This is a genomic window from Agromyces bracchium, from assembly GCF_009709675.1.
In the GTDB taxonomy this organism is placed as follows: domain Bacteria; phylum Actinomycetota; class Actinomycetes; order Actinomycetales; family Microbacteriaceae; genus Agromyces; species Agromyces bracchium.
Map to the genome: position 1 here is coordinate 183,595 of NZ_WMLB01000017.1, position 24,743 is coordinate 208,337.

The following is a 24,743-nucleotide window of genomic DNA, read 5'->3' on the forward strand; positions in this document are numbered from 1 at the left end:
GGATGCCGCGCCCGGCGCGGCCGGGAGGAGCAGCGCGTGAGCGGCAGGGTCGTGGTCTCGGGACCGGCGTCGTGGAACCGGATGGTGCAGGTCGAGCACCTGCCCGAGCCCGTGCCGCACATGCAGTTCGCGCTGGGCGACCACGAGACGGTCGGCGGCACGTCGGCGGGCAAGGCGCTCGGGCTCGCGGCCTTCGGGAGGCCGGTGACCCTGTTCACGCTCATCGGGTCGGATGCCGACGGCGATCGCCTGCGCGGCATCCTCGAGCGGGTCGACGGACTCGAGCTCGACGTCGTCGACGGGGGGCGCACCGAGCGGCACCTCAACCTCATGACGCCCCTCGGCGAGCGCGTCTCGATCTACCTCTCGACGCCCGACGACCGCGCCACGAAGGCCGACGGCCGCCTGGCGGCCGCGATGGAGGATGCCGCGGCGATCGTGCTCGACCTCTCCGAGCGCTCGCGCCGGCTGATCCCCGATGCCCGCGCCTCGGGGCGGCCGATCTGGACCGACCTGCACGACTACGACGGCGAAGCCGAGTTCCACCGCCCCTTCCTCGAGGCGGCCGACGTGGTGTTCCTCAACGCCGACCGGCTCGGCGGCGACCCGATGCCGTTCCTGCGGCGCGTGATCGACGAGGGGGCGCGTCTCGCGGTGTGCACGCTCGGCGCCGCGGGCGCCGTGTCGCTCACGAGCGAGCACGGCCGCGTGACGGAGCACCGCGTCGACGCGGTGGCCGTCGAGGTGCTCGACGCCAACGGCGCGGGCGACGCGTTCATGTCGGGCGTGCTGCACGCGATGCTCGACGGGGCCGGGGTCGACGCGGCGCTCGAGGTCGGCGCGCAGCACGCGGCATCCGTCCTGGTCACCCGTCACCTGCACCCGACGCTGGACGCACTCGTCCTCTGATCGAGACCGCGCGAATGCAGGTCGGGCGCTGCGGGCCCGGCCGGCTGCGGTTCCGGGCAATCGGCGTCAGCGCTGGAACTCGCGCCCGCGCACCTCGGTCGGCTGGATCCGCACCCAGCGGTCCTTCTCCTCGGGCGCCCACGGGTGCACGCCGAGCGTCTCGGCGTGCTCGATCTCGCTCTGCCGCTCGAGCTGCCGCGCCTCGCCCTTCACGACCACGCTGAACGCGTCGGCGTCGGTGTAGCCGTCGACCTCGAACGCGATGTGCGAGTGAATCGTCAGCTCGAGCAGCTTCGTGCCCGCCGCCGTGCGGAAGACGAGCGCGGGCGCGTCGGGGCCGTCGCGGTCGACCATGTGGTTGATCGGGAAGATGTCGACCTCGCCCGCGGCGAAGACCGCGATGCGGCCGAACGGGGCCGCCTCGATGCGCTTCCAGCACTCCTCCTCGCTGAGCTGCTGCGTGGGGGGCCGCACGTCGTCCTGTCCGTCCATCGGGGTTCCTTTCTCCGTCCTTCTCGAGCTTGGCAGTGATCGGATGTCTCCGGCGAGCCCTCAGTCAGATCGACGCGTCGATCGCCGCGACCGGGTCGGGCGCCGCCGCGGCCCGCGCGAGGCCGGGTTCGAGCGGGGCGACCTGGCCGTGGTCGGGGACACGCACCCGCCATCCGAGCTCGTGCCTGATGCGCGCGCGGAGCGTGTCGGCCGCGTGCGCCTCGCCGTGCACGATCCAGGTCATACCGGGCGGTTCGGGTGCGGTCCGCATCCAGGCGAGGATCTGCTCGGCGTCGGCGTGGGCCGACATCGATTCGATCGTCACCACCTCGGCGCGGATCGGCAGGTCGCGGCCGAACAGCCGCAGGGTGCGCTCGCCGGCCTGCAGTGCCGCGCCGCGCGTGCCGCCCGCCTGGAAGCCGGTCAGGACGATCGCGTTGTGCGGATCCGACGCGTAGGCCTCGAGGTGGTGCAGGATACGGCCGCCCGTCAGCATGCCGCTCGCAGAGATGATCACGAGGGGGCCGCCGCGGAGGTTCAGCAGCTTGGAGTCGTCGACCGACGTGACGCGCCGGGCGAGGCCGTACATGCGCCGCAGTTCGTCGTGCCCGAGGCGGTGCTCCTCGGGGTGCCGCTCGTAGATCTCGGCCGCGTCGACCGCCATGGGGCTGTTGAGGTAGATCGGCACGTCGGGCAGTTCGCCGCGGTCCGCGAGGCGCGAGAGGTGCAGCAGCACGCTCTCGGTGCGGCCGATCGCGAACGCGGGGATGAGCACCACACCTCCGCGTCGCGTCACGCGCCGGATGACGTCGCCGAGCTGCCGCTCGGGATCGTCGTCGGCGTGCGTCCGGTCGCCGTAGGTGGACTCGGCGACGAGCACGTCGCAGCGCTCGAGCGGCTCGGGCGGTCGCATGAGCGGGTCGTCGGCGCGGCCGAGGTCGCCGGTGAAGTGCGCGGTGGCGCCGTCGACGTCGAGCCGCACCTGGGCCGCCCCGAGGATGTGGCCCGCGTGCGTCAGTCGCGCCTCGATGCCCGGCGCGACCGTGCGCGTCTCGTGGAAGTCGAGCGGCTCGAAGCGGGGCATCGTCCGCCGCGCGTCCTCCGACGTGTAGAGCGGTCGGGGGTCGGGGTGCTTCGACCAGTGGCGGGATGCCGCGTGGCGGGCCTCCTCCTCCATGAGGTACGCGCTGTCGGCGAGCAGGATCTCCACCAGCTCGATCGTGCCGGGCGTGGCGAGGATCCGGCCGGAGAAGCCGTCTCGCACGAGCGCGGGCAGGTACCCGGAGTGGTCGAGGTGCGCGTGGGTCAGCACGACCGCGTCGATCGACGCGGGTTCGACGGGGAACGCCTGCCGGTTCCGCGCGCGGAGCACCTTGTACCCCTGGAACAGGCCGCAGTCCACGAGCACGCGTGCACCGTCGCACTCGACGAGGTGGCGCGACCCGGTGACGGTGTCCGCTGCACCGAGGAACCGGATGCTCCGCGCGCCCACGGGTCTACCCGACGTCGCTGACGACGATGACCGGTCCCGTCGCGCGCAGCAGGAGGTCGTGGCTGACGGAGCCGAGCAGGAACCGCGCCATGCCGCCCGCCGTGTGGCTCGCGACGATCACGACGCTGGCGGACTCGGTCGCGACGGCCAGCACCTCCGCCGCCGATCCGCGCTCGAGTCGGCCCTTCGGGTCGGACCCGTGGGCACGGGCGTGCGCCAGCGCGTCGTCGAGCACGTCCCGCCGCATGTCCTCCATGACCGAGACGTCGCTGAGGTACTCGATGTACGCCGAGTTCCAGCTCGTCGGGACGACCCATGCGTGCACGAGCTCGAGCGGCTCGCCGAGCCGCACCGACTCCTCGATCGCGAAGCGCACGGCGTCCTTCGCCCGCGCGGATCCGTCGACGCCGACGACCACGCCGCGGCGGTCGACCGCCTCCCAGTCGGGCGGGATCACGGCGACCGCGCCGCGACCCCGTCGGCCGGCGAGTCGGGCACCGAGCGTCCATGCGGTCTCGTGGCCGCTCTGCGACGAACCGACCACGACCAGGGCGCCGCTGTCGAGGTAGGCGGCCAGTTCCTTGTCGGGGCGCCCGTGGACGGTGAGCGTGTCGATCGTCCGCGACGGATGCTCCGCCCGCAGTCGGTCGGCGCGGTCGATGAGCTCGACGCGCGCCTCGGGGAGGTCGCCCGTCGCCCGGAGGTACTCGCTCGACGTATCGGGTCCCGGCAGGGTGTGCACGATGAGCAGCGGTGCGGCGTCCCCGCGGTCCGCGGCCCACTTCAGCGCGGCCTCCGAGTTCGGCGACCCGTCCCATCCGACGACGACCTGCGTGAACACCTGCGATCACCCCTTCGTGCTGTGAGGACTGCGTGCCCCCAGCCTCGCCGAGGGCGGTCGCGGTCGCCGGGCCGAAGGTCACTCGGTCGGCAGGGGCGACGGATGCCGCGTGGCCGGTCGACGACGACCCGGCTCAGCGACCTCGGTGATCGACGAACGACATCCGCGGCCCGCGTCGCGGCCTGCCGCGCAGCCCGGCCGCCATCATCAGCCGGATCACGCGGTAGCGCTGACCGGCCCACGGTTCGAGCGCCTCGAGCATCTCGTCGTCGGTCATGTCGCGCCCGAACAGCGCGTGGCCGACGTAGTTCGACAGGTGGTAGTCGCCGACCGAGACGGCGTCGGGATCACCGAGGGCGCGCTGCGCGACCTCGGCGGCCGTCCACGCGCCGACGCCGGGGAACAGCGTGAGTCGCGCCGCGGCGTCGACGTGCGCGAGGTCGGCCGCCTCCTCGATGCGGGCGGCACGAGCGGCGACGCGCTGGATCGCGGCGGCGCGCTTGGGGTCGACGCCGGCGCGGTGCCACTCCCAGACCGGAATGCCGCGCCATCCGTCGGCCGAGGGCGCGACCCGCATCGGCCGGGGCACCGGGCCCGGCGCCGGCTCGCCGAAGGCGAGAACCAGTCGTCGCCACGATGCGTGCGCCTGCAGCGTGATCACCTTCTGCTCGAGGATGGCCGGCACGAGCGACTCCATGACGCGCGCGGTGCGCGGCACGCGCAGGCCGGGGTTGCGCCGGTGCGCGGCGTCGAGTTCGTCGATGCCCGTGCGGAAGCCGGTCGTGTCGTCGCGCTCCCCGAGCATGGACGGCGCGAGGGCGACCGCCGCCGCCGATCCCGGCCCCCACGCCTCGACGCGGATGGAATCGACGTCGCGCTGCTGGATGCGGAGGGTCGCCGCCCCGGCGTCGGTCAGCGTCGCCCGCCAGATCGCGCCGTCGGGCGTGCGCGTGAAGGTCGGGTCGCCAGGACCCCGCCGCAGCACGCCGAGCGTCTGCGCGACGTCGGTCTCGTGCGGGGCGCGCCAGTCGAGCGCGAGGTCGGGGCTCACCCCTCCAGTGTGCGCCCCGCCACCGTCGCCCGCCGACCCGTGCGACGAGCTGCGAAGCGCGGCACGCCGGTTGTCGCCGCGCGGCCCCGGTGGGATCATCCGGGTGTGGCGAAGTTGACCGCGATGCTGCTTCCGACGCTGCAGCGCAACCCGCTCACCGACCTGCTCGACCAGCTCGACCTCGGGTCGGGCGATCGGGTGGGCAAGCGCAGCGGCTTCGTGATCATGCTGGTGCTGTCGGCGATCATCGCCGCGGCCGGGGTGCTGCTCGACTCGACGGCCACCGTGATCGGGGCGATGATCATCGCTCCCCTCGGCACGCCGATCCTCGGCATCGCCGCCGGGATCGTCACCGGTCGCGCCCGGCTGGTCGTGGCATCCGTCGTCTGGGTCGCCGGCGCGGTGGCCGCCGTGATCCTGATCGGGACCGCGTTCTCGATCGTCCTGCCGACCGGCGCGAACCTCGCCGCGAACTCGCAGATCGCCGGGCGCACCTCGCCGCAGCTGATGGACCTCGTCGCCGCGCTCGCGACCGGCGTGGCCGGCGCGTTCGCCATGAGCCGCAAGGACCTCAGCGCGGTCCTGCCCGGTGTCGCCATCGCGATCTCGCTGGTCCCGCCGCTCGCCGTCGTCGGCGTCACGCTCGGGCAGGGCGACTTCGACGGCGCGTTCGGCGCGTTCCTGCTGTTCTTCTCCAACGTGGTCGCCCTGATCATCGCCGGGGCGATCGTGTTCACGCTCGCGGGGTACTCGCGCGACGCGCTCGCGCTGCCCTCCCGGCGGCGGCGCGCCTACACGATCGTGACCGTGCTGACGGTGCTGACCGTGATCCCGCTCGGGCTGAACACCCTGGTCATCGTCGCGCAGGCCACGTGGACGGCCCGGATCCAGACCGCCGCGAACGAGTGGATCGGCGACGACGGCGGCGAGATCGACGGCATCGCCTGGAAGAGCCTCGTGGCCCGGATCTCGGTCCAGGCGCCCGGCGGACGGATCCCTCCCGTCTCCGAGCTCCGCGACGCGCTCGAGTCGGAGGTGCCCTCGATCGTCGGCGTCGAGGTGGATGTGACCGACGCCGTCGTGCACCCCGTCATCGACCGGGAGTGACGCGCGGGGACCCGGCCTCCGCCTCTGCGAGGATCGAGGGACGCCGCACACGAGGAGCACGAATGCACGACCACGAGGACGCACCCGCCCTGCACCCCGAGACCGTCGCGGTCCACGCCGGCCGGCCGCCGCGCGAGCCCGACGGGCCGATGAGCACCCCGGTGCACCTCGCCTCGACCTTCCACGCGGGCGGCCCGACCGCCTACGGCCGCTACGGCAACCCGTCGTGGACCGCGTTCGAGGAGGCGCTCGGCGCGCTCGAGGGCGGCGAGTGCGTGGCGTTCGCCTCGGGCATGGGCGCGATCTCCGCCGTGCTCGCGCTGGTCCCGACCGGCGGCACGGTCGTCGCGCCGCGGCACTCGTACACGGGCACGATCGGCCTGCTCGACGACCTCGTCGCCACCCGGAACGTCACGGTCCGGTACGTCGACGTCCGCGATGCCGCAGCGGTGGCGGATGCCGCGCAGGGCGCCGACCTCGTCTCGGTCGAGTCGCCCACCAACCCCGCGCTCGAGGTGGCCGACCTCCCGGCGATCGGCCGTGCGGCCCGCGCGGCCGGTGCGCTCTTCGCGGTCGACAACACGTTCGCGACGCCGCTGCTGCAGCGGCCGCTCGAGTCGGGCGCCGACCTCGTGGTGCACTCGGCGACGAAGTCGATCTCCGGCCACAGCGACGTCGTCATGGGCGCGGTCATCGCCCGCGACGCCGCCCTCCGCGACCGCATCGTGACCCGGCGGAGCCTCGGCGGCGCGATCCCGGGCCCCCTCGACGCGTTCCTCGCGCTCCGCGGGCTCCGCACGCTCCCCGTTCGGCTCGAACGCGCCCAGGCGAACGCGCGCGACCTCGCCGCCCGCTTCGCGGACCACCCCGCGCTCGACGAGGTCCGCTACCCGGGCTTCGGCACGATCGTCTCGATCGTCGTCTCGGGCGGGGCGGTTGCCGCGGAGCGCGTCGCGGCGTCGACCCGCGTGTGGGTGCACTCGACGAGCCTCGGCGGCGTGGAGTCCCAGCTCGAGCGCCGCCGCCGCTGGCCCGCCGAGGCGGAGACGATCCCCGAGGGACTCGTGCGCCTCTCGGTCGGCCTCGAGCACGTCGACGACCTCGCGCGCGACCTCGAGCAGGCGCTCGAGGTCGCGGCCGACCCCGGCGACGGCGCGCAGGAGCGTGCGACCGGCACCACGGCGGGCCCGGTCCCGCCCGCGGCATCCGGGTACTGACGACGGCCCCGCGCCGCGGCATCCGCGTGACCTTCGGCCCAGCGGCGCCGACGGCGCCGGATCAGGCTGGGTGCCGACCCGGCCCACGCGAAGGGGGTGTCGACGATGACCATGCAGGGCATCGCGCGCCGGGTGCTGCTCACCGTGCAGATCTTCGTCGGCATCACGAGCGTGCTCGGCGGGGCGGCCCTCGTGCTGAGCGGGGTGATCGACTTCAGCGGGACCGCGCTCGCGATCCCGCCCGACTACCTCGGGGGTTCGCCGTTCACGTCGTTCGTGATCCCCGGCCTCGCGCTCACGATCGTGGTCGGCGGCACGCACCTCGTCGCGTTCGTGATGCTCTCGCGCCGCATGCGCTGGGCCATGATCGGCTGCGCGGTCGCCGGCTTCGGCATGCTCGTGTGGGTCTTCGTCCAGATGATGTTCATCCCGTTCAGTCCGCTGCAGGCGATCTACTTCGGGCTCGGCCTCATCGAGCTCGCGGCGACCATGGTGCAGCTCGACATCCTGCACCCGTGGGCGCACGCCACGGTGCACCGCGACCAGGCATCCGAGGCCGAGACCGCCGGCCACGGCTAGGCGTGCCGGCGGCGCTTCCGCCGCCTCGTGATCCGTGCCATGGTGGGGACGTGGGGGCACCTGCTGCCGGACACGAGATGAGGTCGTCATGACCCGGATGCCGCGGAACGGAGTGTTCGCCGGGCGTCGCGCCCGCGCCGGCGCGTCGTTCCTCGCGGTCGCGGTGGTCCTCGCGGCGACGAGCGTCTCGGTCGACCTCGCCGTGCCCGGATTCGGCTCGGCGATGCAGCGAACGGTCGTCGGGGTCCTCTCCGACGTGCTGGAGGTCGCCGCGGTCTGGGGTGCGCTCCCCCTCGGGCTGCTGCTGCTCCTCCTGGCGGGCGAGCCCCGGGCGTGGCGACGCTGGGTCGCCGTGCTCGTCGCGGTCGGCGCGCCGATCGTCGTGCAGCTCACCGGCGTGGGCCGCTCGCCGTTCCTGATCCTGCTCGCCCTCGCGGCCGCGGTCGGCGGCTACGCGCTCATCGCGCTCGGGCTGTCCGAGCACCGCCGCGATCCGAGCCGGCCGGACCGGGTCCGGGTCGCGGTCGTCGTCCTCGCGGCCGCGGAACTCGCGGTGATCGCGCTCGGCGTGCTGCACCTGCTCGTCTGGAATCCGATGGCGACCGTGCCGCAGCTGTCGCTCGCGCAGATCTACGGGATCCTCGTCGAACGGTTCGGGATCATCGACGGCGGCCCGTTCGTGTGGGCGTTCGGGGCCACGCTCGCGACGGCGGCGGGGTCGATCGTGGCGATCCAGGGCTCGCGACGCGGCGTCGTCACGACGCACGACGTGATCACCGTCGGGTTGCTGCTCATCCACGCCACGACGTTCTTCCTGTGGTGGGCCGGTTTCGCGCTCGGGCTGAACCTCGCCGACGCGTTCGCGGCCGTCGGCGGCGACGTCTCGTCGGTCGGCTCGCTGCTCGCGCTCGTCGGGGCATCGTGCCTGGCTGCGGCGATCCTCCTCCAACTGCGCCGCCCGGCGGTGCGCGACGACGACGACGACCCCGCGCTCGATGACGGGACGGATGCGCCCGCCGAGCGTGCGGACGGGCACTCGGCCGACGACCCGGGCGGCACCGAGGGAGCGCCGGCGGCGGTCACCCCCTAGCGTGGTGTCATGGCTGCGCGCAGCGACGACGCCGTGGTCCTCGAGGTCGGGGGGCACGAGGTCCGCGTGAGCCATCCGGGCCGCGTGGTCTTCCCCGAGCCCGGGCTCACCAAGCTCGACCTCGTCGAGTACTACCGCGCGGTCGCCGACGGCGCACTGCGCGGCGCGGGCGGTCGGCCCATGGTCCTCAAGCGCTTCGTGAAGGGCATCGGCGCCGAACCGTTCTTCCAGAAGCGCGTGCCCGAGAACCACCCCGACTTCATCGACACGGCCACGCTGCAGTACGCGCGCGGCACCTCGGCCGAGGAGGCGGTCGTACGGGATGCCGCGGGGCTCGCCTGGGTCGTGAACCTCGGGTGCCTCGACCTCAACCCGCACCCCGTGCGCGCCGAGGACCTCGACCACCCCGACGAGCTCCGCGTCGACCTCGACCCGATGCCGGGAGTCGACTGGTCGCAGATCGTGGACGTCGCGATGGTCGCGCGCGACGTGCTCGACGATCACGGGCTCGTCGGCTGGCCGAAGACCTCGGGCTCGCGCGGCATCCACCTGCTCGTGCGCATCGAACCGCGCTGGGATTTCCGCGAGGTGCGGCTCGCCGCGGAGTCGCTCGCCCGCGAGGTCGAACGGCGCGCGCCCGGGCTCGCGTCGGCGCGGTGGTGGAAGGAGGAGCGCGGTGAGAGCGTCTTCGTCGACTTCAACCAGAACGCGAAGGACCGCACCGTGGCATCCGCCTACTCGGTGCGACCGCTGCCCGACGCGCGGGTGTCGACGCCGCTCGACTGGGACGAGGTGCGTTCGCGCTGGCCGGAGGAGTTCACGGTCGCCACCGTGCTCGAGCGTTTCGCGGAGCAGGGCGACCCGCACGCCGGCATCGACGATGCGGCCGGATCGCTCGACGGGCTGCTGCGGCTCGCGGAGGAGCTAGGCCCGGCCGAGAAGGCGCCGCGAGGCGCCGCACGCGGCGACGGGTCGGGGCGCCGCGTGTCGACGATGCCGCTCATCGAGGTCGCCCGCACCGAGACGAAGCCCGAGGCGCTGGACGCGCTGGCGCGGTGGAAGGCCGCGAATCCCGCCGTGGTGCCGCTGCTGAGCCCCGCCGACGTGCTCGTCGACGGCATGCGCGGGTCGAGCTCGCTCTGGTACCGGGTGCGCGTGAACCTGCAGCACGTGCCCGAGTCGGAGCGGCCCGAGCAGGGTCCGCTGCTCGCGGACTACGACCCGTGGGCGGGGCGGTGGCCGCCCGCCGAGTGATCGGGCCCTAGCGCGAGCGGGTGGTCGGCGCGAACGCCGCGTGCAGCAGCGCCCACGCGCGCTCGGCCGTGGCTTCGCGCTCGTCGGGCTCGGTCCGCGCGACGAGGCCGGCGAGCATCGAGATCGCGAGGAGCACGTCCTCGACGTCGACGTGCTCGCCGAAGCGGCCGGCCGCCCGTTCGTGCTCGACGGCCGCGACCGCGATGTCGCGCACGCGCGCCCCGAGCCGCTCGACGCGCGGGTCGTGCGGGTTCGCGGTGATGAGGTCGATGAGCGCCGTCGAGACGATCGCCTGCGCGATGACGCCCTGCAGCAGCGCGTCGAGCCCGGCGTCGGGCGGGGCGACGGCGGCCTCGAGCTCGTCGAGGTTCTCCTCGTAGACCGCGACCGCGAGCGAGAGCCGGTCGGGGAAGTGCCGGTAGAGGCTGCCCTGACCCACGCCTGCACGTTTGGCGATGGCGCTGAACGGCGCCGAGAGCCCGTCGGCCGCGAAGATCTCGCGCGCGGCCGCGAGGAGGGCGCGGCGGTTCGCCGGGCCGGCGCTCGGGCCGAGGTTCGGCTTGCGCGGCTTGGGACCTTCTCCCTGTCGTCGCTCGGGCATGGGTGTTAGGTTACTACCGGACAAGGTTGTCCGGTGTCCGAGTGGACACGGAACGAGAGAAACAGAAGGAACCCCTCATGAGCCCCAGCAAGCCCCTCACCGGCGACTCCTCGATCAAGACCTGGCTCGAGGACCCCGTCGGCGGGCCCATCATCCGCGACCTCCTCTCGCAGGCCGGGCAGGACCCGGACGTGCTGCGCCCGGTCCACCGCCTCGCGCTCAAGCGCCTCATCAAGCTCAGCAAGGGCTCATTCTCGCAGGAGATGGTCGACCAGCTCGTCGCGCGTGCCGCGGCGGGCGACGTCCCGACCGGCGCGCCCGCGGCATCCGCCCCCGACGCCGCCGAGGCCGCCGAGGCCGCCCCCGAGGCCGAGGCCGTCGAACGCCCCGAGTGGGTCGAGCGCATCGACCAGGGCCGCTTCACGGGCAAGACCGTGATCGTCACGGGCGCCGGCTCGGGCATCGGCCGGGCGACCGCGTCGCGCATCGCGCGCGAGGGCGGCAAGGTCGTCGCCGTCGACGTCTCGCAGGAGCGCCTCGACGACTTCAGGGCCGAGCACGACGGCGCCGAGGTCGTGACCCTCGTCGCCGACATCACCGACGACGCGAAGATCGCCGAGATCATCGCCGCGGCGGGCGGACGCATCGACGGCCTCGCGAACATCGCCGGGATCATGGACGACATGACCCCGATCGGCGACCTCACCGACGCCGTGTGGGAGCGCGTCATGCGCGTGAACGTCGACGGCACCATGAAGCTCATGCGCGCGGTCGTGCCCGGCATGCTCGCGCAGGGCTACGGCTCGATCGTGAACACCGCGTCCGAGGCCGCCCTCCGCGGTTCCGCCGCCGGCGTCGCCTACACCGCCTCGAAGCACGCCGTGGTCGGCCTCACCAAGTCGACCGCGTTCATGTACGGCCCGAGCGGCCTGCGCGTGAACGCCGTCGCCCCAGGCCCGACCATCACGAACATCGAGGCCTCCTTCGCCTCGCCGCTCGGCGCGCAGCGCGTGCGTCAGGCGATGGCCCTGCTGCCGGATGCCGCCGAGGCCGAGGCCCTCGCCGCGTCGATCACCTTCCTGCTGTCCGACGACGGCGTGAACATCAACGGCGTCGTGCTGGCGTCCGACGGCGGCTGGTCGGCCGCGTGAGCCCTCCGGTGGTCGAGTAGGACGCGAAGCGCCCGTACCGAGACCTCGCACGGGGTCTCGATACGCGACTGCGGCACTACTCGACCACCGGTACGACTCGGCCGCCAGCACGACTCGACCACCGGCACGACTCGACCACCGACGGCGCCCCCATGACAGCATGGAGCGATGGGCACCAGCGCGAAGCGGATCCTGTTCATCGGCGGCAGCGGCGTCATCAGCTCCGCCTGCGTGCGACGCGCGGTCGAGGTGGGGCACGACGTGACCGTGCTGAACCGCGGCGGCTCGTCGGGCCTGCGACCGTCGCCGGCCGACGTGCGGCACGTCGTCGGAGACATCCGTCGCCCCGACACCGTGCGGGAGGCGCTCGGTCGCGGCACGGCGGATCCGCTCGAGTTCGAAGTCGTCTGCGAGTTCCTCGCGTTCACGCCCGAGCACGTGCAGGCCGACCTCGGACTCTTCGAGGGCCGCATCGGGCAGTACGTGTTCATCAGCTCGGCCTCGGCGTACCAGACGCCGCCGAGCCGGCTGCCCGTGACCGAGTCGACGCCGCTCGTGAACCCCGAGTGGCAGTACTCGCGCGACAAGATCGCGTGCGAGCAGCTGCTCGTCGACGCCGTTCGCGAGCGCGCGTTCCCCGCGACGATCGTGCGGCCGTCGCACACGTACGACGCCACGCTGATCCCCACGCTCGGGCACTGGACCGACCTCGCGCGCATGCGCGCCGGCCGGCCCGTCGTCGTGCACGGCGACGGCACGAGCCTGTGGACGATCACGCACCACGACGACTTCGCGGTCGCGTTCGTCGGGCTGCTCGGCAACCCGATGGCCGTCGGCGACACGTTCCACATCACGGGCGACCACGCCCCGACGTGGAACCAGATCTACCGTTGGCTCGCCGAGGCCGCCGGCGTGCCCGACGCCGAGCTCGTGCACGTGGCATCCGAGACCATCGCCGCCGTGCACCCCGACTGGGGCCCCGGCCTGCTCGGCGACAAGGCGCACTCGATGGTCTTCGACAACGCCAAGGTGAAGGCCCTCGTGCCCGACTTCCGCACCACGGTCACGTTCGACGAGGGCGCGCGGCGCATCGTCGAGTTCCACGACGCGCGTCCCGAGCTGCGGGTGGTCGACCGGGTCGCGGATGCCGCGTTCGAACGGATCCTCGCACTCCCCCGCCGATGACGTGCGAGGTTCCTGCAAGCCCGTTCCGCCGCACGGGGGCGCGGGCCTAGCATGAGGGCACGCGGCCGCCCGACCGCCGGGACGGCCATCCGAAGGGGGATGCCATGACCAGCTTCGTCGACCCGCTCGAGGGCCCGTTCAGCCGGGGCCAGCAGGCCGAGATCGAGTACGAGGACGAGCTCGAGGCCCAGGGCCTCGGCGAGGAGGAGGTCGAGGTCGTCATGGAGGAGGTCGCCGACCCCGAGGACGACGAGGAGGAGTTCGGCGGGCGCTGACCGACCCGCCGAACCCGGCTGCTCGGCCGGTTACGCGATCCCGCCGCCGTCGACGACGAGCGCCGATCCGGTGACGTAGCTCGACTCGTCGCTCGCGAGCCACACGACCGCCGACGCGATCTCGCGCGGCTCGCCCATGCGGCGAAGCGGCCGGTCGGCGGCCTCGGCGAGGAACGCGTCGGCGTCCTGCCCGAGCTGGCTCGCCTCGTCGCGCAGCATCCCGGTGTTCACGTCGCCCGGGTTGACCGAGTTCACCCGGATGCCCTGCGGCCCGTGATCGATCGCGAGCGCACGGGTCATGTTCACGACCGCGCCCTTCGACGCGCAGTACGAGATCGCCTGCCCGCCGCCCTTCAGGCCCCAGCCCGATCCGGTGTTGACGATCGAGCCGCCGCCGGCGGCGGCCATGACGGGCACGACGTGCTTGCACATGAGGAAGATCGAGCGCACGTTCACGCCGAAGACCCGGTCCCACTCCTCGACGGACGTCTCGACCGCCGTGGTCCGGCGGATGATGCCGGCATTGTTGAAGACGACGTTCACGCCGCCGAGCTCGGCGACGGTGGTGGCGACGATCCGCTCGATGTCGGGCTCGCTCGACACGTCGGCCTGGATGGCGATCGCGGTGAAGCCCGCGTCGCGGATCTCGGCGGCGACCGCCTCGGCCGCCGCTCCGTCCAGGTCGACGACGGCGACTGCGGCCCCCTCGGCCGCGAGGGCCTTCGCGGTCGCGCGGCCGATGCCGCCCGCTCCTCCGGTGACGATGGCCTGCTTCTGCTCAAGGCGCATGGACCGCTCCTTCGATCTCTGGTGCGTGGACTGGATAGATGCTGGTGGTGGATGGTCCGGTGACGACCTGCGCGAAGCCGGCGAGCCGCGCGTCGACACCTGCGTCGCCGGTGTCGACGAGGAGCGGACGGCCGGCGAGGTCGATGAGCTTCTGCTCCGGGGCGACGACCATCACGGGATCGTCGCCGATCGCCTCGACGACGCGGGCCGAGAGCTGCTGGTTGCCGCGGCCGAGGAGGAATCCCTGCCCGCCGATGATCGAGACGACCGCCCGGGCGGGGCCCTGGGCGACCTCGGCGAGCAGCTCCTGCTCGCTCGCTCCGGCGACGACGACGCGGCCGTCGAGCACGACGTCGACCCCCAGGGGCGTCTTCTCCACCCCGAGCTCGCGCGCGACCTCGGCCATGGTGCCGCCGGGTCCGAGCAGGTAGCGGATGCCGGGCCGCAGGCGCGTGGCCGCACCGCGGGCCGCGAGCCGCACGGCGGCCTGCTCGTCGGCGGGCGTCGCGGCCTTCCGGGCCTGGGTACGTCCGGCGCGGTAGGGCACGCGGAGCGTGCCGTAGAGGCGGGGTTCGACGCGGGCCCGGCGCAGCTGCTCCTCGTCGACGTCGAGTACCTCGCGTTCGGCCGTGGGCAGTGCGCGCTCGTCGAGCCAGGCGGCGGCGAGCGCGCCGGCCGCGCTCGGTCCGACGGCGAAGGCCGGCGAGTACATCTTGACCCCGGCCGGGATGCCGAGCGCGGCCGTCGACGCCGGCAGGCCCGCCGCGACATCCCGTGCCGTGCCGTCGCCGCCGGCGAAGAGCACGAGGTCGACGCCGACGTCGGCGAGCGCGCGCGCGGCGTCCGTCGTGTCCGACGGCGACGTCGGGCTCCGCTGGTGCCACACCACGATCGGCCTGAGGCCCGCCGCCCGCACGGCGTCCTCCCCCATCGGACCCGCCGCGGTGACGACGTGCTCGTCGGGCCGCGACGCCGCGACGACCGCGAGGGCCGCCACGGCGCGTTCGGCCGCACGGGGGCGAGCGCCGCGCTCGCCCGCGCGCCGCTGCACGTCCGCACCGTCGCTGCCGGCGAGCCCGGCGGGCCCGCCGATCCCGGCGATGGGGTTCACGATGAGGCCGATCACGTCAGGCCCCGACGGCGTCCGGGTACTTGCGGCGGTACGCCCGCCAGGTGATCGCCCAGCGCTCGGGGTCGTCGAGGTCGTCGTGGTGCGTGTGGTGCACGGACTGGCTGTGCGGCGCGGTGCGCACGACCTCGGGCGTCTCGCGCGCCTCGCGCGCGACCTCGGCGAGGACGTCGGCGTACTCGTCGAGCTCGGCCTTGGAGTAGGACTCGGTCGGCTCGAGCGTGAACGGCTGCGGCACGACGTACGGGTGGTGGCTCGTCCAGTAGTGCATGCCGAAGTCGCTCGCCCGGATGCCGATCTCCTCGGAGCTGATGCCCGTCTCCTCGAACAGCTCTTGCCACGAGTAGCGCACCTGCTCGATCCGGCGGCGGCCGGTCGCGTACGGCGCCGAGGCGCCTGGGATCTCGAGGATCCGCTTCATGAGGTAGTTGTTGTTCAGCACCGCGGTCTCGGCGACCGCGCGGAGACCCTCGGCGCCGAGGGCCATCATCCACGCGTAGGCGCGGACGATGTTCGGCACGACGCCGTGGCACGGCCCGATCGCGCCGATCGACTGCGGCCCGCCCTCGTGCACCGAGTACCGGTCGCCGTCGCGCACCACGCGCGGCCCCGGCAGGAACGGCGCGAGCGCGGCGCTGACGCCGTTCGCCCCGGTGCCCGGCCCGCCGGATCCGTGCGGCGTGCCGAACGTCTTGTGCACGTTGAAGTGGCACACGTCGAAGCCCGCATCGCGGGCTCGCGTGATGCCGAGGATGCCGTTCGCGTTCGCCTGGTCGTACGAGGCCAGCGCGCCGACGGCGTGCGCGGCATCCACCCATTCCCTGATCGCCGGGTTGTAGATGCCGGTGTCCTCGGGGTTCGTGACCATGATCGCGGCGGTGCGCGGCGACAGCGCGCGCTTCAGCGCGGCGAGGTCGGGGTAGCCGTCGGCGTCGGGGTGGAGCGTGATGACGTCGTACCCGGCCGCCTTCGCCGCGGCGGCGTTCGAGGGATGGCTGAAGATCGTCGTGATGACCTCGCGGCGCTGCGCCCCCTCGCCGTTGGCCTCATGGTAGGCGCGGATCATGGCGATGTTCGCCCAGATGGCCGCAGAGCCGCCCTGCGTATGCAGGGAGACCTCGTCCATGCCCGAGATCTCGGCGAGCATCCGCTCGGTGCGCCAGATGATCTCGAGCGCGCCCTGCGCATCGGCCGGGTCCTGCAGCGGGTGCATCGCCGAGAGCTTCGGGGTGGTGATGAGCTGCTCGTTGACCTTGGGCGCGTACTTCATCGTGCAGGTTCCCTGTCCCACGTCGACGTTGAGGTCGGCGCCGAGGTTCTCCTGCGAGAGGCGCAGGTAGTGCTTCAGCACGCGCATCTGGCCCATCTCGGGGAGTGCGGGCGGGGTCCGGCGGGCGAGCCCCTCGGGCAGCGACGCGACGACGTCGCCGACCGCGTCGCGGACGCCGGGCTCGACCGCGGTCACGAGCACGCCGCGCTCGCCCGGCGTCGACAGCTCGAAGATGACGGGTTCGTCCCAGCGCGCCTGGTGGAAGCGGCGGTGGGCGGGCTTGGGGGCGATGGGCAGGCTCATGCGCGGTGCTCCTCGGGGGTCGCGACGGTGTCGAGGGTGGCTGCGGCCTCGGCGGCGGATGCCGCGACGAGGCCGGTGACGGCGGCGGCGAGCCGGTCGATGTCTCGCTGCGCGGTCAGCTCGGTGACGCACACGACGAGCTCGTGCTCGCCGGCGACGACGCCCGGCTCGATGCCCTCGGCGCGAAGCGCGTCGACGACGCCCGACGCGGTCAGGCCGGCGCCGGCGACGTCGATCGCGAACTCCCGCAGGTGCACGGCGCCGTCGGTGAGGCGGATGCCGGGGATGGCGCCGAGCGCGCGCTGCGCGTACGCGGTGCGGGCGAGCAGCACCTCGCCGAGGTCGCGCATGCCCTGCGGTCCCATGAGCGCGAGGTGCACGCCTGCGGCGATGCCCCACAGCGCGGCGGCGGTGCCGACCCACTCCTTGCCCTCCTCGCGGTGCGCGAACGAGGTGCGGTCGTAGGCGACGTCGCCGAAGCCCACCTCGCCCGGCACGTCGGTCGTGGCGAGGCCGAAGAGGCGCGAGGGCATCTCCATGACGAAGCGCGGGTCGTCATGCACCGCGATGAAGCCGCCGTGCGCGCCGCCGTACCACTGGTGCAGGCCGAGCGACTGGATGTCGCCGCAGACGATGTCGGCGCCCTGCTCGGCGGGCGGCGTGAGCACGCCGTACCCGACGGGGTCCGTGCCGACGACGAGGATCGCGCCGACGGCGTGGGCGGCGTCGGCGATCGCCTGGAGCCGGTGCTCGATCGCGCCCGTGCGGCTCGGCGTCTCGATCCAGACGGCGGCGACGTCGTCGCCGAGCCGGTCGGCGATGCCGTCGACATCCGCCGTGCCGTCGACGGGCGTGACGGCTTCGAGGTCGAGGTGCACGCGCACGTAGTCGCGCACCTTCGAGAGCTTCGCGGGCAGCACGTCGCTCGCGACGAGCACGCGGCGCCGGCCGGTCATGCGCCCCGCCATCGCGAGCGCGGTGCCCGTGGCCTGGAACCCGTCGTAGGTCGGGACGTTGACGACGTCCATCGCGAGCAGCTCGCCCATGAGCGACTGGTACTGCCAGAGGGCCTGGAAGCGACCGTGGTCCTCGTAGGGCTCACCCGCGTAGGCGGTGAGGAACTCGCTGCGGCCGATGACCTCGTCGACGACGGCGGGGACGTGGTGCGCGTACGTCCCCTGTCCGAGGAAGCTCAGTCGCTCGGTCGTCGGCACGTTCCGGGCGAGGAGCCCGGACACGTGCCGCACGAGGTCCTGCTCGGCGACGAGGGGCTCGGGCAGGTCGAGCGCGCGACCGAGGCGGAGGTCGGCCGGGACGTCGGCGTAGAACTCCTCGACGGATGCCGCTCCGACGGCGGCGAGCATGTCGGCGCGCACGTCCGGCGCGGTGTTGGGGATGTACGGATGCACGAAGGGTTCGCTCATGGGTGGTGCCTTCAGTCGGTGGTCTCGGACAGGGTGACGAACGGGGGCTCGGCCGCACGCGGGGTCGCCAGCACGGCGACCTCGAGCGGGGCCAGCACGAGGCGCCCGGTGGTGCGGTCGCCGCCGAGCAGGTCCTCGGCGCCCTCGGGCACGTCGACGGCGACCTCGCGCGTGCCGTGGTTCAGCACGAAGGTGTAGTCGGTCTCGTCGTCGGCACGCGTGACGGCCTCGACGTCGCGGTCGATGCGGGTGCGCGCGGGCAGGCCTGCGTCGGCCAGGGCGCGCCGCATGACGGCGACGAGCCCCTCGTCGGCGAGCGCCGCGCCGACGTACCATGCGGCGCCCGCGCCGTGTACGCGGCGGGTCACCGCGGGCCGGCCGGCGAGCACGCCGGTCGCGAAGCGGGCGATGACGGATGCCTCGTCGGAAGCCTCGATCCACTCGGACCAGACGGGTGCGTCGAAGCGGTCCCCGTCGAGCTCGACCTGCTCGGCCGCGCCATCGGGCACAGGCCACGGTTCGTCGACCTCGATGCCGAGCAGGACGCGGAGCGGCCCGGGGGCGCCGCCGGGGTGGACCTTCTCGGTCGCGTCGACGACGCCCGAGAACGGCCCGACGACGACCGTGCCCCCGGAGGCGGCGAACGCCTCGAGCGCGGCGGCCTGCGCGGCATCCGCGAGGTAGAGGTTCGGGACCACCACGAGGTCGTAGCCGTCGAACGGTCCGGTCGCCCGCACGGTGTCGACGGCGTGGCCGAGTGCGTGAAGGGCGGCGTGCCAGGCGCGGGCCTGCGCGAGCCATCCGAGGCGCTGCGAGGGCAGGGACTCGGTCGCGCTCGATCCCCACCAGGAGTCCCAGTCGACGACGAGCGCGACGCGGCTGCGCACGCGCGTGCCCTTCACCGGAGCGAGACGTCGGAGTTCGCGCCCGAACGCCGCGGTCTCGCGGAACGTGCGCGACTGCTCGCCGCGGTGGCCGAGCATCGCGGAGTGGAACTTCTCCTGCCCGTAGCGGGCCTGGCGCCACTGGAAGAACATCGCGCCGTCGGAGCCGTGCGCGACGGCCTGGAGGCTGTCGATCCGCATGCGGCCCGGCGCCTTCGGCACGTTCACGTCGCGCCAGCTCACGGCGCTCGCGGCCTGCTCGAGCAGCAGCCACGGCTGCCCGCCCTTCAGCGAGCGCATGAGGCCGTAGTTCAGGGCGGCGGGCACGTGCGCCCGCGGGTCGGCGGGGTCGGGGTAGGCATCGTCGGTCACGAGGTCCTCGATCTCGGCGAAGCGCCAGTAGTCGAGGTCGCGCAGCAGGCTCATGAAGTTCGTCGTCACCGGCAGGTCGGGCGTGACCTCGCGGAGCACGTCGACCTCGACGCGGAACAGCTCGAGCAGCGCGTCGGAGGAGAACCGCTCGAAGTCGAGCAGCTGCGTCGGGTTGACCGGCCCGGTCGCGCGCCGGGGCGGCTCGATCTGCTCCCAGGCGGTGTATCGCTGGCCCCACACGTTCACGCCCCATGCCTCGTTGAGCCCGTCGAGGTCGCGGTAGCGCTCCTCGAGCCAGCGCCGGAAGTGCGCGGCCGACTCGGGGCACCAACAGCGGGCGACGTGGTCTCCGTACTCGTTCGACACGTGCCAGAGCACGACCGCCGGGTGCTCGCCGTAGCGCTCGGCCATCGCGCGGGCCATGCGGGCGACGTTCGCGCGCCAGACCGGCGAGCTCGGGCAGTACGCCTGTCGCGAGCCGAACTCGAGCCGTCGGCCGTCCGAGTCGCACGGGAGCATCTCGGGGTGGCTGCGCACGAGCCAGGCGGGCGGGGTCGCGGTGGCGGTGGCGAGGTCGATGCGGATGCCGCCGGCCCAGAGCACCTCGATGACCCGGTCGAGCCAGGCCCAGTCGTACACGCCCGGCGCGACCTCGAGCTGCGGCCACGAGAACACGGGAAGGCTGACGAGGTTCACGCCGGCCTCGCGCATGAGACGCACGTCCTCGTGCCAGACCTCCTCCGGCCACTGGTCGGGGTTGTAGTCGCCGCCGTAGGCGAGCGCGTCGAGGCGAAGGGGCCTCGTCATCGCGTTCGTCACGTCGTGTCCTCTCCGTCGGGGTGTACAGATCGCCCTGCGCACTGTATTTTGTATACAGACACGCTAAGCCGCAAGTCGAATCGGGTCAACCCCTAGGCTTACGGCGTCGGCCGACCGGCTGGAGGATGGATGGCGATCGAACGCAAGAACCTGCGTTCCCAGGTGCGAGAAGAGCTGCTCGCCCGTATGCGCGCGGGGCTGGTCAGCCCCGGCGAGGGCATCAACGAAGTGCAGCTCGCCGCCGAGCTCGGCGTCAGCCGCACTCCGCTCCGCGAGGCGCTCATCGCCCTCGAGAGCGAGGGGCAGATCACGAGCGAGAACGGCAAGGGATTCCGCTTCGTCCCGCTCTCGGCGACCGAGTTCGAGGAGCTCGCGCCCGTCATGGCCGCCCTCGAGTCGCTCGCCCTCGAGCTCACCCCCCGCGACGAGATCCGAACGATCGGGCGCCGGCTCTCCGAGCTCGCCGCCGACTTCCAACAGGAGGTCGTCGAGCACGCGCTCGTCGTCACGAAGGACGATGAGTGGCACGCGATCATGCTCTCCGCCTGCCCGAACCGTCGCCTGCTCGACACGATCGAGAGCACGCGAGGTGCCTTCCACCGCTACGAGTCGCTCCTCGTCCCGAACGACGTCATGATCGAGCGCGTGGCGGCCGAGCACGCCGAGATCGCGCGCCACCTCGCCGACGGCGACGTGGCCGCGGCATCCGTCGCCCTCAAGGCGAACTGGATGAACGGCATGCGCCGCATCCTCGACAACGCGTCGAGCTCCTACTTCAGCGCCTGAGCGGCGCGCGTCCGGGCGCATCGTCCTCGCCGATACCGCGTCACTCAGGCGTCGCGCGACAGCGCGACGGCGAGGTCGATGAACAGCGCCGCGGACCAGCCGAAGGCCGTCGTCGCCGTCTGAGCCCGCTCGCCCGTCCGCGGGTCGAAGTACTCGTGCGGGCCGCCGGCGTGCACGACGAGCTCGACCGTGCGCTCGGCGATCCGCCGGGCCCGTTCCGCATGCCCGGAGCGGTCGAGCCCCTCGGCCACGAGCGCGTTCGTGTTGACCCACACCGGTCCGCGCCACATGCGCTGCGGCGCGTGGTCGGGGTCGGAGGCGGCGACGGTCGGGATCGGCCACGGAGTCGCGAAGCGCTCGGGATCCGCGATCGCGTCCACGAGCCGGTCGACGACCGCGGAGGGCAGCCTGCCGGTCAGCAGCGGCATGAGCCCGATGACCGTGTCGCTGTCGACCGGTCGGCCGGCCGCGAGCGACCGGAATCGCCCTGATCCGTCGTCCCAGAGGCGCGCGAGCATCCGATCGAGCGTGCGCGCCGCGCGATCGCGGTGAGCGGATGCCGCGCCCGCGACCTCCGCGTCGTCGACGCCGAGCCGCTCGACGAGCTCCGCGAGCTCGAGGTCCTGCCGCACGAGGTATGCCGCCAGGTCGGGCGTCGTCGTCGGCAGCGGTCCATCGAACACGGGACTGTCGTCGAGGCCCGACGAGTAGGGGTGCCCGTACTCGGGCAGCCCGTCACCGTCGAGGTCGGAGTGGGCGAACCACCAGTCCTGCGACCGGCGGATGGTCGCGACCATCCGTCGCACCCACTCGGCCGCCTCGCCCCCGGCCGACTCGCCCCCTTGCGGCTCGACCTCGAGCACCTTGGCGAGCGCCCACGCGGCGAGCGGCGGCTTGGTGAGCGGCACCGGCGCACTCGGGTCGGCGACGGCCGACCCGGCTCGACGCAGGTTCTCGCGGTCAGACGCAGGCAGGTCGTCGCTCGAGGCCAGCACCCCGAGCTCGTGCACGACGTCGGGCAGTTGCCCGTCGGCGGTCGGGAAGCGCAGCGCGAGGTCGAGCTGCTCGCGGGCGAGTTCGGGGTCGCCGTGCCGCAGCCCGACCGCGATGAAGTAGGCGTCCCACTGCCACAGCCCGACGTAGCCGATCTTCGATGGCACGACGGCGCGCGCATCGCCGAGCTGCGGCAGCTCGACGATGTTCGCGCCGAGCACCCACCAGCAGAACGCGGCCATGCCCTGAAGGTCCTCGCGGACCACGGGGCAGCGGGCGAACCAGTCGAACCAGGTCGCTCGCGTCTCCGCGAGCGCCGCCGCGTGGGCGTCGCTCCTCGCGATCTCGACGCCTCGATCGGCGTCGACGGTGAAGACGACGGATGCCGCGTGCCGGCCGCCGATCCTGAGCGTCTCGGTCTCCTCACCCTCGCGCGCCCGCCAGGAGACCACCGCCTCGCAACCGTCGGCGACATCGGCGCTCAGGGCGTGCGGGCCCGCGAACGTGAGGGTGACGGTGCCGTCGCCGAGTTCGACGACGTGCGGCAGCACCCTGGTGACGGCGAGCCGCGCGCCGTCGCGATCGCGCACCACGAGCGCATCGATCGCCACGCACTCCTCGAGCGACCGTTCGTACTCCGAGGTGTGCACGCGCAACCGGTCGCCGTCGCGGAACACCATCAGGCGCGATCGCGGCAGCGTGAACGGCGCCCGGACCAGGTCGAGGTGCTCGCCCGCGCGTGCGGCCGCGGCCGCGGCATCCGCTCGCCCCATGACCCGGCGCGGCAGCGTCGACGCGGCGCTCATCGGCCACCCAGACCCGACGCGGCCATGCTGTTGAGGATCCGGCGCTGCCCGATCACGAACGCGACGAGCATCGGGATCGTCGCGAGCGCCGACGCGGCCATCACGAGGCCGTAGTCGACGGAACCGAACTGGCCGCGGAAGCTCGCGAGCAGCAGCGGAACGGTGAACAGGTCGGGCGAGTTCAGCAGCACGAGCGGGAACAGGAAGCTGTTCCAGACGTCGAGCGCGACGATGATGCTGAGCGCTCCGAGGCCGGGCTTCAGGTTCGGCAGGATGATGCTCCAGAACGTCCGCCAGCGGCCGGCGCCGTCCACGAGCGCCGCCTCCTCGAGCTCCTTCGGCAGGCTCAGCACGAACTGGCGCATGAGGAACACTGCGAACGGATTCACCAGCATCGCCGGCACGATGAGCGAGAGGTGCGAGTCCACCCAGCCGAACTTCGCCATGAGCAGGTAGAAGGGGATGAGCGTGACCTGCTTGGGGATCATCTGGGTCGCGAGGAACACGATGAAGAGGACCCGACTGCCTCGGAACCGGATGCGTGCGAACGCGTAGCCGGCCATCGACGCCGTGAGCAGCGTGCCGACGACCGACAGCACGCAGATGTAGATGCTGTTGAGGTAGGCCTGGCCGAACGGCACCGCGTTCCACGCATCGACGTACTTCTCGATCGTCCACGGGTCGGGCCAGAGGCTGAGCGGGTCCTGGAGCAGCTGCGGCAGCGTCTTGAACGAGGTGAGCAGCATCCAGAGGAAGGGGAACACCATCGCGAGGCCCGCGACGACGAGGGCGACGTGGATGGCGACGCGGCCGAGGGTGCGGCGCGTCCCGCCGCCTGCGGCCCGGCGACGCGGACGTTCGAGGTCGGGGCGGCCGACGAGCGTCGACTCGAGGTCTGCGGCGGTCATGCGGAATCGTCCTCGTAGTGCACGAACTTCTTCTGCGCGCCGAACTGGATCGCGGTGATGACGAGGGTCAGCACCAGGAGGATCACGGAGGCGGCGCTGGACGGTCCGAACTCGAACCGCCCGAAGCCCAGGTCGTAGATGTGGTAGACGATCGTGCGCGTCGCGTTGTCGGGTCCGGCGTTCGCGGTGAGCACGAACACGGTGTCGAACGTCTGCAGCGACGAGATGAAGGCCACGATCGAGGAGAAGAACACGATCGGCGAGAGCAGGGGCAGGCGGATGCTCCGGAAGAGCCGCCACGCTCCGGCGCCGTCGATGCGGGCCGCCTCGATGACCGACGGCGAGATGTTCTGCAGCCCGGCCAGGAAGATGATCACGTTGAGGCCGAGCGACGACCAGATCGACACGATGCACACGGCGATGAGGGCGAGGCGGGGATCGCCGAGCCAGTCGGGCGGCGCCACGCCGAACACGGCAGCGATCGCTCCGCTCAGCACGCCGTCGGCGCGGAAGAGCTGCTGCCAGATCATGGCCACGGCGACCGTGCTCGTGACGACCGGTGCGAAGAAGAGGATCAGGTACAGCGTTCGGGTGCGCAGCTTCTCGAGCGCGACCGCGACCACGACCGCGAGGCCGAGTCCGACGGGCACCGTGATGAGCGCGATGAGCAGCGTGTTCACGATCGAGCGCAGCAGCAGTTCGTCCTGCAGCTGCGCCGTGAAGTTCTCGAATCCGACCCACTCGAGCTCGGTCAGGCCGTCCCACGACGCGAACGCCAGCACGAGGCTCGCGACGAACGGCAGCAGGACGAAGAGTGCCATGCCGATGAGCTGCGGACCCACGAAGACGTAGCCCCAGCGACGGTCGCGGCGACGCCAGGCGGCCTCGCGTCGCGGTGCGCGACCGGGGCGGACGGGTCCGGCAGGCGCCGCTGCCGGCGTCGGCGCGTCCCCCGCGACAGGGTGCGCGGGCGGCGCGACCGGAACTCCGGCCGCGCCGCCCGAGGTGATCACCAT

23 protein-coding genes are annotated in these 24,743 nt (G+C 72.9%); 10 read left to right on the top strand and 13 right to left on the bottom strand.

Annotation, left to right across the window (positions count from 1 at the left end; genetic code table 11):
* Positions 1-36 precede the first annotated feature (36 nt).
* Positions 37-909 carry a carbohydrate kinase family protein gene (locus GJ743_RS06260; protein ID WP_196216941.1) on the top strand — a complete coding sequence of 291 codons (873 nt, stop codon included), beginning with the start codon at positions 37-39 and terminating at the stop codon, positions 907-909.
* 66 nt (positions 910-975) lie between these two features.
* Here GJ743_RS06260 and GJ743_RS06265 read toward each other — a convergent pair whose 3' ends face one another.
* From GJ743_RS06265 to GJ743_RS06280, 4 genes are all read right to left on the bottom strand, one after another.
* Positions 976-1,401 carry a pyridoxamine 5'-phosphate oxidase family protein gene (locus tag GJ743_RS06265; protein WP_155051035.1) on the bottom strand — a complete coding sequence of 142 codons (426 nt, stop codon included), beginning with the start codon at positions 1,399-1,401 and terminating at the stop codon, positions 976-978.
* A gap of 64 nt (positions 1,402-1,465) precedes the next feature.
* Complete coding sequence (locus GJ743_RS06270; RefSeq protein ID WP_328288862.1) at positions 1,466-2,893, bottom strand: MBL fold metallo-hydrolase; 1,428 nt, start codon at positions 2,891-2,893, stop codon at positions 1,466-1,468.
* Positions 2,894-2,897: 4 nt separating this feature from the next.
* Positions 2,898-3,734, bottom strand: coding sequence for a universal stress protein (locus GJ743_RS06275; protein ID WP_155051036.1), 837 nt, complete (start codon positions 3,732-3,734; stop codon positions 2,898-2,900).
* A gap of 133 nt (positions 3,735-3,867) precedes the next feature.
* Positions 3,868-4,785: a DNA-3-methyladenine glycosylase family protein gene (locus tag GJ743_RS06280; RefSeq protein ID WP_196216933.1), complete on the bottom strand. Its 918-nt coding sequence runs from the start codon at positions 4,783-4,785 to the stop codon at positions 3,868-3,870.
* A gap of 105 nt (positions 4,786-4,890) precedes the next feature.
* Between GJ743_RS06280 and GJ743_RS06285 the strand changes: the two genes are divergently transcribed.
* The 5 genes from GJ743_RS06285 (at position 4,891) to ligD (ending at position 10,032) form a co-directional block, all read left to right on the top strand.
* Entirely contained in the window at positions 4,891-5,892 is a 1,002-nt protein-coding gene (locus GJ743_RS06285; protein ID WP_328288863.1) for a TIGR00341 family protein, read from the top strand.
* 62 nt (positions 5,893-5,954) lie between these two features.
* Complete coding sequence (locus GJ743_RS06290) at positions 5,955-7,109, top strand: trans-sulfuration enzyme family protein (RefSeq protein ID WP_155051037.1); 1,155 nt, start codon at positions 5,955-5,957, stop codon at positions 7,107-7,109.
* Between the two features lie 105 nt (positions 7,110-7,214).
* Positions 7,215-7,688 (top strand): hypothetical protein, encoded by a 474-nt coding sequence (locus GJ743_RS06295; protein ID WP_196216934.1) that lies wholly within the window; start codon positions 7,215-7,217, stop codon positions 7,686-7,688.
* A gap of 88 nt (positions 7,689-7,776) precedes the next feature.
* Positions 7,777-8,778, top strand: coding sequence for a hypothetical protein (locus tag GJ743_RS06300; RefSeq protein ID WP_155051038.1), 1,002 nt, complete (start codon positions 7,777-7,779; stop codon positions 8,776-8,778).
* Between the two features lie 9 nt (positions 8,779-8,787).
* Positions 8,788-10,032: a non-homologous end-joining DNA ligase gene (gene ligD, locus GJ743_RS06305; RefSeq protein WP_155051039.1), complete on the top strand. Its 1,245-nt coding sequence runs from the start codon at positions 8,788-8,790 to the stop codon at positions 10,030-10,032.
* A 7-nt stretch (positions 10,033-10,039) separates the two neighbouring features.
* Here the strand turns inward: ligD and GJ743_RS06310 are convergent, their stop codons facing one another.
* On the bottom strand, positions 10,040-10,633 hold the full coding sequence (locus tag GJ743_RS06310; RefSeq protein WP_155051040.1) for a TetR/AcrR family transcriptional regulator: 594 nt from the start codon (positions 10,631-10,633) through the stop codon (positions 10,040-10,042).
* A gap of 77 nt (positions 10,634-10,710) precedes the next feature.
* Here GJ743_RS06310 and GJ743_RS06315 point away from each other — a divergent pair, with 77 nt between their 5' ends.
* The 3 genes from GJ743_RS06315 to GJ743_RS06325 all read left to right on the top strand — a co-directional run bounded on the left by GJ743_RS06315 (position 10,711) and on the right by GJ743_RS06325 (position 13,244).
* The gene (locus GJ743_RS06315) at positions 10,711-11,784 is read left to right on the top strand and encodes an SDR family NAD(P)-dependent oxidoreductase (protein ID WP_155051041.1); all 1,074 of its coding nucleotides are present in this window, start codon (positions 10,711-10,713) and stop codon (positions 11,782-11,784) included.
* Between the two features lie 168 nt (positions 11,785-11,952).
* Positions 11,953-12,969 carry an SDR family oxidoreductase gene (locus GJ743_RS06320; RefSeq protein ID WP_155051042.1) on the top strand — a complete coding sequence of 339 codons (1,017 nt, stop codon included), beginning with the start codon at positions 11,953-11,955 and terminating at the stop codon, positions 12,967-12,969.
* Between the two features lie 104 nt (positions 12,970-13,073).
* Positions 13,074-13,244, top strand: coding sequence for a hypothetical protein (locus GJ743_RS06325; protein WP_155051043.1), 171 nt, complete (start codon positions 13,074-13,076; stop codon positions 13,242-13,244).
* Positions 13,245-13,274: 30 nt separating this feature from the next.
* Here the strand turns inward: GJ743_RS06325 and GJ743_RS06330 are convergent, their stop codons facing one another.
* From GJ743_RS06330 to GJ743_RS06350, 5 genes are read right to left on the bottom strand one after another with little or no spacing between them, the layout of a single operon-like run.
* On the bottom strand, positions 13,275-14,033 hold the full coding sequence (locus GJ743_RS06330; RefSeq protein ID WP_155051044.1) for an SDR family NAD(P)-dependent oxidoreductase: 759 nt from the start codon (positions 14,031-14,033) through the stop codon (positions 13,275-13,277).
* Positions 14,023-15,159: an ATP-NAD kinase family protein gene (locus GJ743_RS20135; protein ID WP_328288864.1), complete on the bottom strand. Its 1,137-nt coding sequence runs from the start codon at positions 15,157-15,159 to the stop codon at positions 14,023-14,025. Before GJ743_RS20135 ends, GJ743_RS06330 begins: the two co-directional genes overlap by 11 nt.
* Position 15,160: 1 nt before the next feature.
* The gene (gene gcvPB, locus GJ743_RS06340; protein WP_155051045.1) at positions 15,161-16,735 is read right to left on the bottom strand and encodes an aminomethyl-transferring glycine dehydrogenase subunit GcvPB; all 1,575 of its coding nucleotides are present in this window, start codon (positions 16,733-16,735) and stop codon (positions 15,161-15,163) included.
* Complete coding sequence (gene gcvPA, locus GJ743_RS06345; RefSeq protein ID WP_155051046.1) at positions 16,732-18,159, bottom strand: aminomethyl-transferring glycine dehydrogenase subunit GcvPA; 1,428 nt, start codon at positions 18,157-18,159, stop codon at positions 16,732-16,734. Before gcvPA ends, gcvPB begins: the two co-directional genes overlap by 4 nt.
* Before the next feature lie 11 nt (positions 18,160-18,170).
* Positions 18,171-20,234, bottom strand: coding sequence for a beta-galactosidase (locus tag GJ743_RS06350; RefSeq protein WP_328288865.1), 2,064 nt, complete (start codon positions 20,232-20,234; stop codon positions 18,171-18,173).
* A 129-nt stretch (positions 20,235-20,363) separates the two neighbouring features.
* On the opposite strand from GJ743_RS06350, the gene GJ743_RS06355 reads away from it, so the two are divergent.
* The gene (locus GJ743_RS06355; protein ID WP_155051047.1) at positions 20,364-21,020 is read left to right on the top strand and encodes a GntR family transcriptional regulator; all 657 of its coding nucleotides are present in this window, start codon (positions 20,364-20,366) and stop codon (positions 21,018-21,020) included.
* 44 nt (positions 21,021-21,064) lie between these two features.
* On the opposite strand, the gene GJ743_RS06360 is transcribed toward GJ743_RS06355, so the two are convergent.
* The 3 genes from GJ743_RS06360 to GJ743_RS06370 are packed head-to-tail and all read right to left on the bottom strand — an operon-like array spanning position 21,065 to position 24,743.
* The gene (locus tag GJ743_RS06360; RefSeq protein ID WP_155051048.1) at positions 21,065-22,819 is read right to left on the bottom strand and encodes an amylo-alpha-1,6-glucosidase; all 1,755 of its coding nucleotides are present in this window, start codon (positions 22,817-22,819) and stop codon (positions 21,065-21,067) included.
* A complete protein-coding gene (locus GJ743_RS06365; protein WP_155051049.1) occupies positions 22,816-23,727 on the bottom strand; it encodes a carbohydrate ABC transporter permease in 912 nt (303 codons plus the stop codon). Before GJ743_RS06365 ends, GJ743_RS06360 begins: the two co-directional genes overlap by 4 nt.
* Complete coding sequence (locus tag GJ743_RS06370) at positions 23,724-24,743, bottom strand: carbohydrate ABC transporter permease (protein ID WP_155051050.1); 1,020 nt, start codon at positions 24,741-24,743, stop codon at positions 23,724-23,726. The genes GJ743_RS06365 and GJ743_RS06370 overlap by 4 nt, the downstream gene beginning before the upstream one ends.

Bases quoted from the DNA above. Each gene is read 5' to 3' on its own strand.
- GJ743_RS06265 (WP_155051035.1), bottom strand. From the start codon at position 1,401: ATGGACGGACAGGACGACGTGCGGCCCCCCACGCAGCAGCTCAGCGAG.
- GJ743_RS06290 (WP_155051037.1), top strand. From the start codon at position 5,955: ATGCACGACCACGAGGACGCACCCGCCCTGCACCCCGAGACCGTCGCG.
- GJ743_RS06295 (WP_196216934.1), top strand. From the start codon at position 7,215: ATGACCATGCAGGGCATCGCGCGCCGGGTGCTGCTCACCGTGCAGATC.
- GJ743_RS06300 (WP_155051038.1), top strand. From the start codon at position 7,777: ATGACCCGGATGCCGCGGAACGGAGTGTTCGCCGGGCGTCGCGCCCGC.
- ligD (WP_155051039.1), top strand. From the start codon at position 8,788: ATGGCTGCGCGCAGCGACGACGCCGTGGTCCTCGAGGTCGGGGGGCAC.
- GJ743_RS06310 (WP_155051040.1), bottom strand. From the start codon at position 10,633: ATGCCCGAGCGACGACAGGGAGAAGGTCCCAAGCCGCGCAAGCCGAAC.
- GJ743_RS06315 (WP_155051041.1), top strand. From the start codon at position 10,711: ATGAGCCCCAGCAAGCCCCTCACCGGCGACTCCTCGATCAAGACCTGG.
- GJ743_RS06320 (WP_155051042.1), top strand. From the start codon at position 11,953: ATGGGCACCAGCGCGAAGCGGATCCTGTTCATCGGCGGCAGCGGCGTC.
- GJ743_RS06325 (WP_155051043.1), top strand. From the start codon at position 13,074: ATGACCAGCTTCGTCGACCCGCTCGAGGGCCCGTTCAGCCGGGGCCAG.
- GJ743_RS06330 (WP_155051044.1), bottom strand. From the start codon at position 14,033: ATGCGCCTTGAGCAGAAGCAGGCCATCGTCACCGGAGGAGCGGGCGGC.
- gcvPB (WP_155051045.1), bottom strand. From the start codon at position 16,735: ATGAGCCTGCCCATCGCCCCCAAGCCCGCCCACCGCCGCTTCCACCAG.
- gcvPA (WP_155051046.1), bottom strand. From the start codon at position 18,159: ATGAGCGAACCCTTCGTGCATCCGTACATCCCCAACACCGCGCCGGAC.
- GJ743_RS06355 (WP_155051047.1), top strand. From the start codon at position 20,364: ATGGCGATCGAACGCAAGAACCTGCGTTCCCAGGTGCGAGAAGAGCTG.
- GJ743_RS06360 (WP_155051048.1), bottom strand. From the start codon at position 22,819: ATGAGCGCCGCGTCGACGCTGCCGCGCCGGGTCATGGGGCGAGCGGAT.
- GJ743_RS06365 (WP_155051049.1), bottom strand. From the start codon at position 23,727: ATGACCGCCGCAGACCTCGAGTCGACGCTCGTCGGCCGCCCCGACCTC.
- GJ743_RS06370 (WP_155051050.1), bottom strand. From the start codon at position 24,743: ATGGTGATCACCTCGGGCGGCGCGGCCGGAGTTCCGGTCGCGCCGCCC.